Source organism: Rhizobium sp. AN68 (assembly GCF_030758035.1).
In the GTDB taxonomy this organism is placed as follows: domain Bacteria; phylum Pseudomonadota; class Alphaproteobacteria; order Rhizobiales; family Rhizobiaceae; genus Agrobacterium; species Agrobacterium tumefaciens.
Genome location: NZ_JARWMI010000003.1, coordinates 1,823,340 through 1,838,131, shown reverse-complemented (window position 1 = coordinate 1,838,131; position 14,792 = coordinate 1,823,340). Strand labels below are relative to the sequence as shown.

13 protein-coding genes and 1 pseudogene are annotated in these 14,792 nt (G+C 59.4%); 8 read left to right on the top strand and 6 right to left on the bottom strand.

Annotated elements, in window-relative coordinates:
• Positions 1–5 precede the first annotated feature (5 nt).
• On the bottom strand, positions 6–488 hold the full coding sequence (locus tag RBH71_RS22105; protein WP_003513079.1) for a DUF2269 family protein: 483 nt from the start codon (positions 486–488) through the stop codon (positions 6–8).
• The gene (locus RBH71_RS22100; protein WP_035251903.1) at positions 488–1,774 is read right to left on the bottom strand and encodes an SDR family oxidoreductase; all 1,287 of its coding nucleotides are present in this window, start codon (positions 1,772–1,774) and stop codon (positions 488–490) included. The genes RBH71_RS22105 and RBH71_RS22100 overlap by 1 nt, the downstream gene beginning before the upstream one ends.
• A gap of 124 nt (positions 1,775–1,898) precedes the next feature.
• Between RBH71_RS22100 and RBH71_RS22095 the strand changes: the two genes are divergently transcribed.
• Positions 1,899–3,026 carry an ATP-dependent DNA helicase gene (locus RBH71_RS22095; RefSeq protein WP_003513075.1) on the top strand — a complete coding sequence of 376 codons (1,128 nt, stop codon included), beginning with the start codon at positions 1,899–1,901 and terminating at the stop codon, positions 3,024–3,026.
• A gap of 107 nt (positions 3,027–3,133) precedes the next feature.
• On the opposite strand, the gene RBH71_RS22090 is transcribed toward RBH71_RS22095, so the two are convergent.
• A complete protein-coding gene (locus RBH71_RS22090) occupies positions 3,134–3,829 on the bottom strand; it encodes a MerR family transcriptional regulator (RefSeq protein ID WP_003513073.1) in 696 nt (231 codons plus the stop codon).
• A gap of 233 nt (positions 3,830–4,062) precedes the next feature.
• On the opposite strand from RBH71_RS22090, the gene RBH71_RS22085 reads away from it, so the two are divergent.
• Both RBH71_RS22085 and RBH71_RS22080 read left to right on the top strand, forming a co-directional pair.
• Positions 4,063–4,818, top strand: coding sequence for a pyridoxine 5'-phosphate synthase (locus RBH71_RS22085; protein WP_003513071.1), 756 nt, complete (start codon positions 4,063–4,065; stop codon positions 4,816–4,818).
• Positions 4,819–4,889: 71 nt separating this feature from the next.
• Complete coding sequence (locus tag RBH71_RS22080; protein ID WP_003513069.1) at positions 4,890–6,155, top strand: NAD(P)/FAD-dependent oxidoreductase; 1,266 nt, start codon at positions 4,890–4,892, stop codon at positions 6,153–6,155.
• Positions 6,156–6,301: 146 nt separating this feature from the next.
• On the opposite strand, the gene RBH71_RS22075 is transcribed toward RBH71_RS22080, so the two are convergent.
• Entirely contained in the window at positions 6,302–7,348 is a 1,047-nt protein-coding gene (locus tag RBH71_RS22075; protein WP_323687493.1) for an NAD(P)-dependent alcohol dehydrogenase, read from the bottom strand.
• A 187-nt stretch (positions 7,349–7,535) separates the two neighbouring features.
• Between RBH71_RS22075 and RBH71_RS22070 the strand changes: the two are divergent.
• From RBH71_RS22070 to ilvC, 3 genes and pseudogenes are all read left to right on the top strand, one after another.
• Positions 7,536–8,445, top strand: a pseudogene (locus RBH71_RS22070) (AraC family transcriptional regulator N-terminal domain-containing protein).
• 152 nt (positions 8,446–8,597) lie between these two features.
• Complete coding sequence (locus RBH71_RS22060) at positions 8,598–9,251, top strand: TetR/AcrR family transcriptional regulator (RefSeq protein ID WP_003513063.1); 654 nt, start codon at positions 8,598–8,600, stop codon at positions 9,249–9,251.
• A gap of 44 nt (positions 9,252–9,295) precedes the next feature.
• A complete protein-coding gene (gene ilvC, locus RBH71_RS22055) occupies positions 9,296–10,315 on the top strand; it encodes a ketol-acid reductoisomerase (protein ID WP_003507583.1) in 1,020 nt (339 codons plus the stop codon).
• A gap of 73 nt (positions 10,316–10,388) precedes the next feature.
• Here ilvC and RBH71_RS22050 read toward each other — a convergent pair whose 3' ends face one another.
• Positions 10,389–11,420: an endonuclease/exonuclease/phosphatase family protein gene (locus RBH71_RS22050; RefSeq protein WP_003513062.1), complete on the bottom strand. Its 1,032-nt coding sequence runs from the start codon at positions 11,418–11,420 to the stop codon at positions 10,389–10,391.
• Positions 11,421–11,529: 109 nt separating this feature from the next.
• Positions 11,530–11,982, bottom strand: a complete 453-nt coding sequence (locus RBH71_RS22045; RefSeq protein ID WP_003513061.1) for an RbsD/FucU family protein — start codon at positions 11,980–11,982, stop codon at positions 11,530–11,532.
• Between the two features lie 265 nt (positions 11,983–12,247).
• Here RBH71_RS22045 and RBH71_RS22040 point away from each other — a divergent pair, with 265 nt between their 5' ends.
• Entirely contained in the window at positions 12,248–13,492 is a 1,245-nt protein-coding gene (locus RBH71_RS22040; RefSeq protein ID WP_003513060.1) for a PLP-dependent aminotransferase family protein, read from the top strand.
• 310 nt (positions 13,493–13,802) lie between these two features.
• Positions 13,803–14,786, top strand: a complete 984-nt coding sequence (locus RBH71_RS22035) for an ABC transporter substrate-binding protein (protein ID WP_003513059.1) — start codon at positions 13,803–13,805, stop codon at positions 14,784–14,786.
• Positions 14,787–14,792 lie beyond the last annotated feature (6 nt).

Below are 14,792 nucleotides of genomic sequence, written 5' to 3'. Positions count from 1 at the left end.
GCGCATCAACCGAACAGGGCAATATCCGGCTTGGTCAGCATCAGCCAGATGATGCCGAGAACCGCGAAGAAAGCCGGAAAACCGCAGGCAAACCAGATGCGGTAGAGACGGAACCATTGCGGCGGCAGGGCCTCGTCCGCAGCGACGCAATCGCGGGCGATGTCGCGCAGTTTGATCTGGATCCACACCACCGGCAGCCAGAAAATGCCGGTGAAGACATAGAGGCAGAGCGAAAGGGCGATCCAGCCTTCGCTCAGCGGCCAGCCGATGATGCGCGCCAGAAAATAACCGGTGACCGGCTGGATGATCGCCGCCGTGGCGGTGAAGATGGTGTCGGCGATGACGACCGTGCCCGAAACATGGGCGATCAGGGCCGGGTTTGCCGTCCGCCGCGCCATCACCATGAAAAACGCTATGCCAGCCCCGGTGCCGAACAGCACGGTTGCGCCGATGACATGGGCGAGCCGCAGAAGGTCTTCAGGTGTCATCAGCGTTCATCCAATGTGGCAAGGGCGACAAGTGTCAGGGCGATGGAGGGCAGGACCTTGACGAGGGGGCCGAGCGGATCGAGCCACAGACCCGGCTCCAGCAGACTGCCACCAGTCAGATAGGCGGCGGTGACCAGGAGCATGGCGATGAGCGCTTTTCTGGCAAGTGGTCTTATCAGGACGGTGACGCCCAGGGCGATATCGATGAGGCAGGTGGCGAGTGTGAGGGTGACGGCTGGCACTTGCGGCATGAAGGGCAGGAAATGCGCGGCCGAGCTGTCGATATCAAGCAGCGGTACGAGGCCGGACAATAGCCAGAACAGCGACAGGCAGAGAATGAGGACGGGTTTGAGCAGATATGATCTGGCAAACCACAGGTCCTGCACGCCGGAAGGGTGAGCTGCCAGCGTGTCCCTCAAGCTCTTGAGCGACGTCGTCGCTTTTGGCGCGCTGTTCTCCGTCACGATACCTTCCGACATCACCCTCATGGCGGTTGAGCGCAACGGCGACCGCCAGCCGAGCTTTCCCGCAATATCCGCCGTGAGGGCGACGGGGCGCATGAAGGCAGTCGGAAGATTTAGCGCGGGAGCAGGGGCGAGGCCGAGCCATTGCCGGTGCGCAGCGACTACGCCTTGCAATGTCAGCGTTTCGTTTGCTGCCAACTCGATATCGCTGCCTGACGGGATTTCGCCATCTATTGCCGCGCTGACTGCCAACGCGACATCTTCGACTGCGACGGTCTGTACAGGCATCTTGCCGTTTACGAGCGGCACAGCGAAGGGGAAGCTTGCAAGCGCGCGCACGAGTGCTGTGCCGCCATGGGCGTTGCGGCCGACAACCAGTGCGGGGCGGAGAATGACAAAGCGCAGACCGCTTGCGGCAAGTGCCACATCGGCGCGGCGTTTGGTGGCGAGGAAGGGCAGTTGGGAAGCGGCTCCGGAAGTGCGGGCCGATATCTGGATCACAAGCTTGCCGCCCGCATTTACCGCTGCCCGGTAGAGCGCCAGCATCGCTTTTTCCTGCGTCGCGGCGAGATCATCCGACAGGCCGTCCTGAAGCGCACCTGCGCAATTGACGATGGCGTCATGGTCGCTAACGAGTGCCTCCCAGTCGGCTGCGCTGGTCATACGCGAGAGATCGGCCGGAACCCAGCTGGCGAAAGGCCGTTTATCTTTGGCGCGCGCAATGGTGCGAGCCAGCCCAGTAACGGTGTGACCTTTGCCGTGAAGGCTGCGGATCACTTCGGAACCGATGAAACCCGTTGCGCCCAGAATCAATATCTTCATGCGCGGCATGATACCCGCCATGGTTTAAAAACCAGCCGTGTTTTATTGCCGCATTCTGATAGTGTGATTCATCTTTCGTTCTTTTTCTGTTGCGCACGGTGCTCGAATCCTGCGATGAGGGCGCATGTTATTTTCACCGCAACAGGACGAAGCGCTCAAGGCTGTTTCCCGCTGGCTGAAGGAAGGCCGGACGCCGGTTTTTCGGTTGTTCGGTTATGCCGGAACCGGCAAGACGACGCTTGCCAAACATTTCGCGGAAAATGTCGATGGCGAAGTGCTGTTTGCGGCCTTCACCGGCAAAGCGGCGCAGGTGCTGCGCTCGCGCGGGGCGACCAATGCCCGCACCATCCATTCGCTGATCTACCGCCCGCGCGGCGAAGAGACCGTGGAAGACGAGGAAACCGGCAAGACCTCGGTCGCACCGATGTTTTCCATCAACCGCCAGAGCCCGCTAGCCAAGGCGGCACTCATCATCATCGATGAATGTTCGATGGTGGATGAGCAGCTCGGCAAGGATCTGATGAGCTTCGGCACGCCGATTCTCGTGCTCGGCGATCCCGGACAGTTGCCGCCGGTTTCAGGCGGTGGCTTCTTCACGGAGCAGGAGCCGGATTACCTGCTCTCCGAAATCCATCGGCAGGCCAAGGACAATCCCATCATCCATCTTGCCATGGATGTGCGGGAAGGCCGCGAGATCATGCGTGGCGATTACGGTGCCGCGCAGGTGATTTCCAAGTCCGAGGTGACACAGTCGCTCGTGCTCGATGCCGATCAGGTGCTCGTCGGCACAAATCGCACGCGCCGCCGTTATAACCAGCGGCTTCGCGAGCTGAAGGGATTTACGGCCGATTATCCGCAATCCGGCGACAAGCTGGTTTGCTTGAGGAACGATCCGGCCAAGGGCCTGCTGAACGGCTCGCTCTGGCAGGTCATGAGTTCTTCGCGCGAGACGGTGAAACCCGGCATCAACCTGATGATCCGGCCTGAAGACGACGATATGGATCGCGGCGCGGCCAAGATCAAATTGCTGAAGGCGGCTTTCGAGGATGTGGAAACGGAAATTCCGTGGACCACCCGCAAGCGTTATGACGAGTTCGATTTCGGTTATGCGCTGACCGTGCACAAGGCACAGGGTTCGCAGTGGAACAATGTGGTTCTCTTTGACGAGAGCTATGCCTTCCGCGATTCGCGCGAGCGGTGGCTTTACACCGCCATCACCCGCGCCGCAGAAACACTCACAATCGTTCGCTGAGATAGAGCATTTCCGGTGAATAGCGGGACACCTTCAATGCTCCAATTCTTTTGTCTGCGCATTGTCCGGACGGAAAACCGCTGTGCAGTTTTCGTGGAAATGCTTTGTCAGGCGCGGATGACGCCCAGCAGAACCGCTTTGGCAACCGCCTGAAAGCGGTTGCTGGCACTGAACTTGCCGATAATCTTCGCCTCCAGTTCGTTGAGGTCGTTACCTGAAAGGCCGAGAGCGCGCGCGAGCCTTACCGGGGCGTACCCCTCCGCCATCAGTTCCAGGCATTTTCGCTCGTTGTCTGTCAGCGCGATATCCTTGCCCGGTCCCCGCTCAGCGGCGTCGAGGCCATCAGTATCGTTATCGGTGGCGAGCAGTTCCTCGATCTGCTGGGCCTGGCGCTGAAGCGTGGAGCGTTCCGCGGTCAGTTCTCTTTTTCGCTGCCGCAGCGCGGAGTGGAATATCTCGTCAGCTTCTTCCTGCGAGAGAGAGCGAGCAAGTTTTTCCATGATGTCTGTAATGGCTGCGACGGAAATGCCGACTTCGCGACAGACATTTATCACCGCCATGCGTTGCACGTTGCGGTGGGAATAAACCCGCATCTGGCCGATGCGTTTCGAGGTCAGCAGCGCCTTTTCTTCGTAAAAATGCAGGGTCCGGTGCGTTACGCCGAAAATGTTGGCCATGTCGGCGATGGGAACCGGTTCGGCGGGCAGGGAGGAGGGCAGGCTTATATCCGGTAAAAAGCTGCTGATCCTTAGATTGGGTTTGTCCTCGTCGCCGTGTTCAAACGGCATCCTGCCATTCTGCATCGTTTCCCCCTTCGCGCGTTTTGACAGTGTGCCTGCTTTTTATGGCATTCGTTACTTGTTCCCCACTGCAGACCTGTCTTCTGATCAAGACATTTTGCCGATGCTGCATGAGAACCGTAACCTGTATTGCCTGCTTTCGTTCCCGTATCCTTAAAAAATTTTATCGGCCTCCTTGCGGTCGGCGTCAACCTGCGTGAAACAGGATGTCAATTCCGAACCGGAGCCTCGATGTCATGCCCGCAAAACTTTCCGTCAATCTGAACGCAATTGCCATGCTGCGCAACCGTCGCGATCTCCCATGGCCGGATGTCGCGCATTTCGGGCATATTGCACTCGCTGCGGGTGCTAGCGGGCTGACTGTACACCCTCGGCCGGACCAGCGCCATATCCGCTTTTCGGACCTGCCGGTGCTGCGTGCGCTTATCGATGACAGTTTCCCAAGCGCGGAATTCAACATCGAAGGTTATCCGACGGAGGATTTTCTCGTTCTGTGCGAACAGACCCAGCCTGAGCAGGTGACGCTGGTGCCCGACGATCCGTCGCAGGCGACATCAGACCATGGCTGGGATTTCCGCAAGCACGCGGTTTTCCTGAGAGAAGCCGTTGGGCGCCTCAAGGCTGGCGGTATGCGGGTTTCGCTTTTTGCCGATGGTGACGGCGAGCGCGAAGCGGTGGAGCTGGCGGCTGAGACGGGTGCTGCCCGCATCGAGCTCTATACCGGTCCCTATGGCGGCTGTTTTGACGATCCGCAAAAGGGTGACGCGCTTCTGGAAAAACTCGGACAGACGGCGGACTACGCCGCAGCGCTCGGGCTTGCCGTCAATGCCGGGCACGACCTGACTGTAGCAAACCTGCCCAAGCTTATGAAACGCATACCTTATCTTGCAGAGGTATCCATCGGTCACGGGTTGACGGCGGATGCGCTGGAATATGGCATGGCTGAAACAGTCCGGCGTTTTTGTCGCGCCTGCGGTCAGGCTATTTCATAACCAAAGTCAATTTTTTTGCCTATAATCTGCTTGCGCATGCTCCGTGCGCGAGCTTTTAAAGGCAGAGACACATGCAAGAACATCACGTTGTCGTCGTGGGTGGAGGCTTCGGCGGCTTACAAATGGTACACGGGCTGGAGGGGGCCCCTGTCCGCATCACATTGATTGACCGCCGCAACCATCATCTATTTCAGCCATTGCTTTATCAGGTTGCGACGACGGCTCTTGCGACATCCGAAATCGCCTGGCCGATCCGCCATCTTTACCGCGACCGCAAGGAAGTGACGACGCTGCTTGCGGAAGTGAACGGCGTAGACCGTGACGCCCGCACCGTGCATCTGAGTTCCGGTCAGGTCATCGGCTTCGATACGCTGGTGCTGGCCACCGGCGCCCGTCATGCCTATTTCGGCCGTGACGAATGGGAGCGTGCCGCTCCCGGCCTCAAGACGCTCGAGGATGCAACGACGATCCGCCGCCGCCTGCTTCTGGCTTTCGAGCGTGCGGAACTTGCCACCAGCGAAGAGGAACGGCAGGCGCAGCTGACCTTCGTCATCATCGGGGCAGGCCCGACGGGCGTGGAAATGGCGGGCATGATCGCCGAGCTTGCCCACAAGGCGCTGCCGCCGGAATTCCGCAATGTGGATACCAGAAAGAGCCGCGTGCTGCTTGTCGAGGCAGGTCCGCGCGTTCTGCCGGTTTTTACGGACGATCTTTCGGCCTATGCCAAGCAGGCGCTTGAAAAGCTCGGCGTCGAGGTTCTGCTCGGCACACCGGTGACGGCCTGCACCGATGAGGGCGTGACGGTGGGTGAGACCTTTTATCCGTGCCGCACGGTGGTCTGGGCCGCTGGCGTGCAGGCGTCTCCCGCTGCAAAGTGGCTGAATGCCGCTGCCGACAGGGCGGGACGCGCTATCGTCGGGCCGCATCTCAATCTGGAAGACGACCCCAATATTTTCGTCATCGGCGATACGGCCGCCGTCAATCAGGAAAACGGCAAACCGGTGCCGGGCATTGCGCCTGCAGCCAAGCAGCAGGGCGCCCATGTGGCAAAGGTCATCAAGGCGCGGCTATCCGGAGAGCCGGAGCCCGCGCCGTTCCGCTACAGCCATCAGGGTAATCTGGCGACAATCGGCAAACGTGCGGCGGTGATCGATTTCGGCAGGTTCAAGCTCAAGGGCGTGCTTGCATGGTGGATCTGGGGGCTTGCCCATATCTATTTCCTGATCGGAACGCGCTCGCGGCTGGCCGTGGCGTGGAGCTGGCTGTGGATTTACCTCAGCGGCCAGCACAGCGCGCGGCTGATCACCCAGAAAGAGACGTTGAAGGACGAGGCCTGAGGGCAGGGCGGGTAAAGGAAAGCGCGGGAAGCATTGGCTTCCCGCGCTCGCATTTACGGTCAGTGCGCCAAACCATTCCTCCGTCACGCCGTATTAAGTGCGGGGTGACGGAGTGCGGATGTGGCGAGCTTGTGCCAATCCAGGGCTCAAGCGTCGAGCGATGCCATGTCGATGACGAAGCGGTAGCGAACGTCGCTCTTCAGCACGCGCTCATAGGCTTCGTTGACATCCTGGATGTTGATCGTTTCGATCTCCGAGACGATGTCATGCTCACCGCAGAAATGCAGCATTTCCTGGGTTTCCTTGATCGAGCCGATCATCGAGCCGGAGAGGCTCTTCGCACCGATGATGAGCGAGAAGGCGTGGACCGGGATCGCATGTTCCGGTGCACCGACCACGACCATGCTGCCCTTGGGCTTCAGGAGGCCGAGATAGGCGTTCCAGTCGATTGCGACACCTGCCGTGCAGATGATCAGGTCGAAGGTGCCGGCCAGCTTTTCGAAGGTCGAGGCGTCGCTGGTGGCGTAATATTCCTTCGCGCCGAGCTTCAGTCCGTCTTCCTTCTTCGACAGGGTCTGGGAAAGAACTGTGACATCCGCGCCCATGGCAGCGCCGAGCTTGACGCCCATGTGGCCAAGACCACCCATCCCGACGATTGCGACCTTCTGACCGGGACCGGCGTTCCAGCGGCGCAGCGGCGAGTAGAGCGTGATGCCTGCGCATAGAAGCGGCGCGGAAGCGTCGAGCGGCAGGTTGTCCGGGATCGACAGGACATAACCTTCCTTGACGACGATCGAGTCGGAATAACCGCCATGGGTGGCTGTCTTCGTATTCGGATCGACATCGTTATAGGTCTGGACGAGGCCGGGCATGTAGTGTTCGTTGTCGAGGTCACGGGTGGCGCAGCCGACGCAGGAATCGACGAAGCAGCCAACGCCGACATGATCGCCGACCTTGAATTTCGTGACCTTGGAGCCAACGGCTTTCACGACACCGGCAATCTCATGGCCGGGAACGATCGGGAAGACGGCATTCTTCCATTCGTTGCGGACGGTGTGGATGTCCGAGTGGCAGATGCCGGCATATTTGATATCGATGACAACGTCGTCATCGTTAGGCTCGCGGCGTTCGAAGGTGAACGGGGTAAGCGGCTTCGACGCATCGGTCGCAGCATAACCTCTTGCAATGGCCATCTGATTATCCTTTCGGGAGTTGGGGACGGCGGAATATGCAATGGAAGGGTGCCGGGGCGTTAGAGCGATCCTCCGAGCTTTTTGCACGATCCTGCAAAAAATTGCGGTGGGCTATTTGCGGAAACTGGCCCGGCTTTCTAGATAATGCAAACAGACACGCTGCTTCCTTCCCTAAAGGGTTTCCCAGATGACCATGCCGTTCAATCTCTATCAGGAGATCGCCTCCATCGCCGCACGGCATGCCACCCGCGATGGCGAGGTCCAGACGGCAATCGAAACCCTCGGCATCAGCCGCCGGTCCACACCCAGCGCGCCGTGCCACGGCAGCTATCGTCCCTGTTTGGCAATGGTGATCCAGGGGTCGAAAAGCGTTCAGCTGGGAACGGACACCATCAATTACGGGGCCGGCGACTATCTTCTGACCTCGCTCGACCTGCCGGTTGCCTGGCGTGTGGTGGAAGCGAGCGAGGAAGTACCGCATTTTTGCATCGGGCTTGCGATCGACAGCGAAAAGCTGCTCGACCTTATGAGCCGCATGCCGATCGAGCGGCCTCAGGAGCCGGTAAGCGGCCAGCGCGGCATCGTGGTGAACGCCGCCACACCGGAGCTGCTTGATGCGGCCATCCGGCTGATGCGCCTGCTTGACCGCCCGGCGGATATTGCGGCCATGGCGCCGCTGATCGAGCAGGAAATCCTCTATCAGAATCCTGACGGGACCAGCGGGTGGGCAGCTGATGAACATCGTCGCTGCCGGAAGCCATGGCAATCGGATCGCCCGCGCCATCTCCTGGCTGCGCGAGAATTTCGCGCGCCAGCTGCGTATCGAGGAACTTGCGGAGCATATCGGCATGAGCGTGTCGTCTTTCCATCACCATTTCAAGACGATCACGGCCATGACCCCCATTCAGTACCAGAAGCAGTTGCGGCTGCATGAGGCGCGCCGGCTGATGCTGCTGGAGCGCCTGGATGCAGGCACGGCCGGCCATCGAGTCGGTTACCAGAGCCCTTCGCAGTTCAGCCGGGAATACAGCCGCTTTTACGGGATGTCGCCCTCACGCGACGTCGACGCCTCGCGTGAGATAAGCGCGGCCGGATAAAGCGGCATTATGGTGCGGCGCATTCTGCTTCCGCATCGCGTCAATTCGTACATCACTGCGAAGAAAGCGCTTGACGGGCAAGCTGCCTCCGCTTAAATGGCGCTCGAACCGTACCGTACGGTACATTAATCGAGCCTCTGGAGTGGAAATAAGTGGCCTCCGACCCGATCACAGCGCAGGAATTTTCGCCGCGCCAGAACGCCGTTCTGGATCAGGCATTGCGTCTTCTGGTCGAGGGTGGCGAGAAAGCGCTGACGACCTCTGGTCTTGCGCGTGCGGCCAACTGTTCCAAGGAAAGCCTCTACAAATGGTTTGGCGACCGGGACGGCCTGCTGGCTGCGATGATCACCTTCCAGCAAAGCAAGGTTCGCACCTTCGAGAAGGCGGGCGACCGCGTGTCTGCGCCGCAGCTTGCCGATCATCTCGAGGTTTTCGCACATGATCTGCTTGATGTGCTGGCGGGCGATGTGTCGCTGGCGCTCAACCGTCTGGCGATAGGGCAGGCGAGCCGTGATGGTTCCAAGCTTGGCGATCTTCTTCTGGAACGTGGCCGTCGCCAGATCGACCGCCGCGCCCGCGGGTTGATCGAGGCGGGTCGCCGTTCGGGTTACCTGCGTTTCGATGACGCCGAAGAGGCGTATCGCAGTTTTTACGGCCTCATCGTTTCGGATCTGCATGTGCGCATGCTGCTGGGCGAGGCGCCTGACAAGGATTTTTCCGCCCGGGCAAAGAAGGCGGTGGTCGCCTTTCTAACACTCTACGGCACGGAAAAGGTACATTCGGAACTGGGCGGCAAGGTCGCCTGAGGTTCCGGTTCACACAGAGACAAGCATTAGGGAAGGACCATAAAATGCGCGTTTATTATGATCGTGATGCGGATCTCAATCTCATCAAGTCCAAGAATGTCGTCATCGTCGGCTACGGTTCCCAGGGCCGCGCCCATGCGCTGAACCTCAAGGATTCCGGCGCCAAGAACGTCGTCATTGCTCTGAAGGCCGGTTCGCCGACCGTCAAGAAGGCGGAAGCCGACGGCTTCAAGGTCATGACCGTTGCCGAAGCCGCCAAGTGGGGCGACCTTTTGATGATGGCGACGCCTGACGAATTGCAGGCCGACATCTACAAGGCCGACATTGCTGGCAACATCCGTGACGGTGCGGCGATTGCTTTCGCACACGGCCTCAACGTTCACTTCGGCCTCATCGAGCCGAAGGCTTCGCTCGACGTCGTCATGATCGCACCGAAGGGCCCCGGCCACACGGTTCGCGGCGAATACCAGAAGGGCGGCGGCGTGCCCTGCCTCGTTGCCGTTCACCAGAACGCTTCCGGCAACGCACTTGAACTCGCTCTCTCCTACGCCTGCGGCGTTGGCGGTGGCCGTTCTGGCATCATCGAAACCAACTTCAAGGAAGAGTGCGAAACCGACCTCTTCGGCGAACAGGTCGTTCTGTGCGGCGGTCTCGTAGAACTCATCCGCGCCGGTTTCGAAACCCTGGTCGAAGCCGGTTACGCACCGGAAATGGCCTATTTCGAATGCCTGCACGAAGTGAAGCTGATCGTTGACCTGATCTATGAAGGCGGCATCGCCAACATGAACTACTCGATCTCCAACACGGCCGAGTGGGGCGAATACGTCACCGGTCCTCGCATCATCACCGCTGACACCAAGGCTGAAATGAAGCGCGTTCTTCACGACATCCAGACCGGCAAGTTCACCACTGAGTGGATGCAGGAATGGAAGGCCGGCGGCGCACGCTTCAAGGGCATCCGTCGCAACAACGACGCCCACCAGATCGAAGAAGTCGGCGCAAAGCTGCGCGGCATGATGCCCTGGATCGGCAAGAACAAGCTGGTCGACAAGGCTGTCAACTAAGCTTCATTGCTTGACAGAATATTGGAAGGCCGGGGCGAGAGCTCCGGCCTTTCTGCATTGCGCCTGGCTAGGATCACACGATGGCGTCGGCTTCCTCGATAATGACCGATACGGGAAAGTGATCGGAGAAACCACCGAGATTGACGTTTTTGACTGCATCGCCTTTCGACAGGCCGAAGCGGATCGGCCCCTCATTCTTGCTGTGGCTGACCATGGCGGCAATGGCTTCAATTTTCGCGGTTTCCTCGCGCACCGCGAAGCCGCTGCTCCCGGTCAGAAGCGATCTTGAGACGAGTATCTGGTCGAAGATATTGGCGTCGCCGTTGAAATAGAGCGTGCCATAGATCGTTCTTGCCGTACCGACTGAATCTACTACCTGCTGGCGCAGGTAGTTCCAGGTGAGATTGTAGAACATTGCCGATTGCGAGCTTTCGACATCGTCGCGCTCGCGGGTGGAATTGGCGTGATAGCGTAGCGATGCATCGGAAGGGTCGTCGTTGAAATCGCCGAAGGCGACGACGGCGATGTCGTTTCCTTTTTCTTCCCTGATCCGCTGGTGCCAGTAGCCAAGCGTCTCACCGGCGGTCATGCGAAAACCGGCGCTTTCCACCGCGCCGCCGGAGCGCGACGGCCAGTGATTGGAAAGGGCGATAAGCTGGCGTCCGCCCTTGGTGATGAAGGTGCATTGGGTAATGTCGCGGGTACCGGTGCGGCGCATCACGAAATGGCTGAAAATCTCGTTTTCGTTGATCAGTAGCTTCTTGCTGTCATAGATGAAGGCCGTATCGATGCCGCGCTGGTCCTTGCTGGAATCTGCATGCACCACACGGTAGGCGCGCTCAGGCATGAGGTCGTTCAGATGTTCCGCAAGCGTCTCCAGAACGAAACGGTTCTCGACTTCGCACACGCCGAGCAGATCCGGCCCGGCGCCGCCGATCTGCCTTATGATCAAACCGAGTTGCCTGAGCTTGGTCTTGAACAGATCTTCGGTCCAGCCTTTGAGATCGTTCTTCAGCCGCTCGGCAATCCAAGGTTCGCGCGCTGGATAACCCTCCGGCGCAAACAGGTTTTCGACATTCCAGAACGCCAGGACATATTGGGTCATGATACCTCACACCTCCGGTTGGTTTTACAAAACCTAGTGGAAGTTTTTGCCACAACAACTTGAAATTGTCATGACGGGTTTAGCACGCGACCCAATTTGCCGTTCGATCTTATTTGCCCGGAGGGATGACGCCCTTCGTCAGCAGGAAGCAGCCGTAAAAACGGGTCTCGCCTGTTGTGATGACGCAATATGCTTTTTTAGCCTGTTCATAGAAGGCGAAGCGTTCGATACCGTACATGGGGGCGGATTTTCCCTCCGCCGCGTCTATTTCCTTCTGCACTTCGACCTGTACGGGTTCCAGCTGGTCCGGTGCGCCCATCACTTCCATGCGTCCGACCGAAGGCTGCAGCGGCGTGTCGAGTGGCAGCACCGAGAGAATCGCCTGCATGGCGCGGGCGGCGGAAATGTTGTCCATGCGCAGCACCTTGCCGACCGTTGTCTGGCGAGCCACCGAATCGGAAGGGAAGTTGGTGTCGGAAATCACCAGCGTATCGCCGTGACCCATGGCGCGTAGGGCGTGAAGAACATCGGCATTCAGCGCCGGGTCGATATTTTTCAGCATGTCGTCAAACTCCCATGATGCTTTCGCCGTGTCGCGGCGCGTGGCCGCAATCCAGCCGGAAAACCTTGCCGCGTCAATCGCAAACGGAAGATTGTGAAGCTTTGCGCAAGGGTGTATTTGGCTTTGTCCGCCAAAGGCGGGCCCAAATGCGGGTAACGTGCAGGGAGGCAGAAATAATTCGAAAAACTGATAAGTCAGTATTGCTGACGTATCGACATTTCTGTAAAGATGCACGCATAAAAACGACACAAGAGGAAACGTACCCATGCTTGATTGGGAACAAATTTTCGCCACGCGCTCGTCGCGCATGAAAGCGTCTGAAATCCGCGAGCTGCTGAAGCTGCTCGAGCAGCCCGATATCATCTCCTTTGCCGGCGGTATTCCGGACCCGGCTCTTTTCCCCGCAGAGGAGTTCCAGCAGGCTTATGCGGAAATTTTTTCGAGTTCGCAGGTTAACTCGGCGCTGCAATATTCGGTGAGCGAAGGTTACAAGCCGCTGCGCGAATGGCTGGCGGGCGAAATGGCCGAGATCGGCATCGAATGCACTGCCGACAACGTCTTCATCGTTTCCGGTTCGCAGCAGGGTCTCGACTACCTCGGCAAGCTGTTCCTGTCGCCGAAGGATACCGCGCTGGTAACCTGGCCGACCTATCTCGGCGCACTTTCCGCCTTCAACGCCTATGAGCCGAATTACGATCAGCTCAATCCCGGCGGCAACCGCACGCCGGAAGCTTACCGCGAAACTGCGGCCAAGCTCGGCGGCGCCGTGAAGTTCGCTTATCTCTCTGCTGATTTCTCGAATCCGACCGGGGAAACCGTTGATCTTGCCGGCCGCGAAAAGGTTCTGGCGCTGGCCGACGAGCTGGATATCGCCGTCATCGAAGACGCCGCCTATCAGTCGCTGCGTTACGACGGCGAGGCGGTTCCGCCGATCATGGCGCTCGACATCGCCCGCTCGGGCGGCATCGAGAACACCCGCACCATCTATTGCGGCAGCTTCTCCAAGACGCTCGCACCCGGCCTTCGCGTCGGTTACATCGTTGCGTCCGCGCCTGTTATCCGCAAGCTGGTGCTGATGAAGCAGGCCGCAGACCTGCATTCCTCGACGATCAACCAGATCGCCATCGAACGTGTCGCTTCGCGCGGCTTCGACAAACAGGTCGCCAAGATCAAGGCTGCCTACAGCGCCCGCCGCGATGCGATGCTGGCTGCGCTCGACAAATACATGCCGAAGGGCACGCGCTGGACCAAGCCGGAAGGCGGCATGTTCATCTGGGTCACCCTGCCGGAAGGCATGGATGGCGCCGCACTGCTGGCAAAATCCATCGCAACGGAAAAGGTCGCCTTCGTTCCGGGTCGCGCCTTCTTTGCGGATGGCTCGGGCACGAACACGCTGCGCATCAGCTTCTCCTGCGCCAATGAGGCGATGATCGAGGAAGGCATGAAGCGGCTTGGCCGGTTGATCGCGACGGCGCAGGCGGAGACGACCGAAGTGGTTCCGGCGATTTGAGGGTTGCGAGGTTTTCGGCAGCGACGGGGAGGCGGCTTACCCCCTCTGTCCTGCCGGACATCTCCCCCACAGGTGGGGAGATCGACCCGTGGTGAGGTTTCGCCCATCTCAACGTTCGAAAATTAAGTGACGAAAGAGCGTCTTGCCGATCTCCCTCCTTGTGGGGGAGATGCCCGGCAGGGCAGAGGGGGGTAGGCCCCGGTCTCCACCTTGGCCACCGAGATCACCCCCCCCCCTAAAATCCTGCCTGTCACATACATGTTATGCAATCATGTTTTAGCGGTCCCACGAAACAACAGGGACTGGACCTATGAAAACGCTGCTTTCCGCTTTTACCGCCATCGTATCGCTCGGCTTCATCGCCACCGCTGCCAATGCTGCCGACCTGGTGCTTTATACCAGCCAGCCGAACGAGGACGCGCAGGCGACCGTTGATGGTTTCAAGGCCGCCAATCCCGGTATCGAAGTCGAATGGGTGCGTGACGGAACGCCGAAGATCATGGCCAAGCTGATGGCTGAGATCAGCGCCGGCAATCCGGTTGCCGACGTGCTCTTGATCGCCGACACCGTCACACTCGAGCGCATGAAGCAGGCTGGCCAGCTTATGGCCCACAAGTCCCCGGAAGCTCAGAACATCGACGCCTCGCTTTACGATGCGGACGGCTATTATTATTCCACCAAGCTCATCACCACCGGCATCATGTATAACACTGCCGCTGCGATGAAGCCGACGAGCTGGAAGGATCTTGCCAAGGCGGAAGCCAAGGGTCTCGTGACCATGCCGAGCCCGCTGACCTCTGGTGCAGCGCTGATCCACGCGCAGACGCTGGCCGCTGCCAACGGCCTCGGCTGGGACTATTACAAGCAGCTGAAGGCCAATGAAGCCATTTCCGGCGGCGGTAACGGCGCGGTGCTGAAGTCGGTTGCATCAGGTGAGAAGGCTTACGGCGTTGTCGTCGACTACATGCCGATCCGCGAAAAGGCCAAGGGCGCCCCGGTGGAGTTCGTCTTCCCGGAAGAGGGCGTTTCGGCCGTGACCGAACCGGTCGCGATCCTCAAGGGTACCAAGCATGAGGAAGCCGCTAAGAAGTTCGTCGACTACGTGCTTTCGGAAAAAGGCCAGCAGGGCTTCGTCAAGCTCGGCTACATCCCCGCGCGCGCTGACGCTGGCATGCCGGAAGGTTTCCCCGCCCGCGACAAGCTCAAGGTCCTGCCGCTCAACGCCGCGGACGCGCTGAAGAATTCCGAGCAGGATCTGAAGACCTTCTCCGATATTTTCGGCTCCAAGGGCTGATATAGC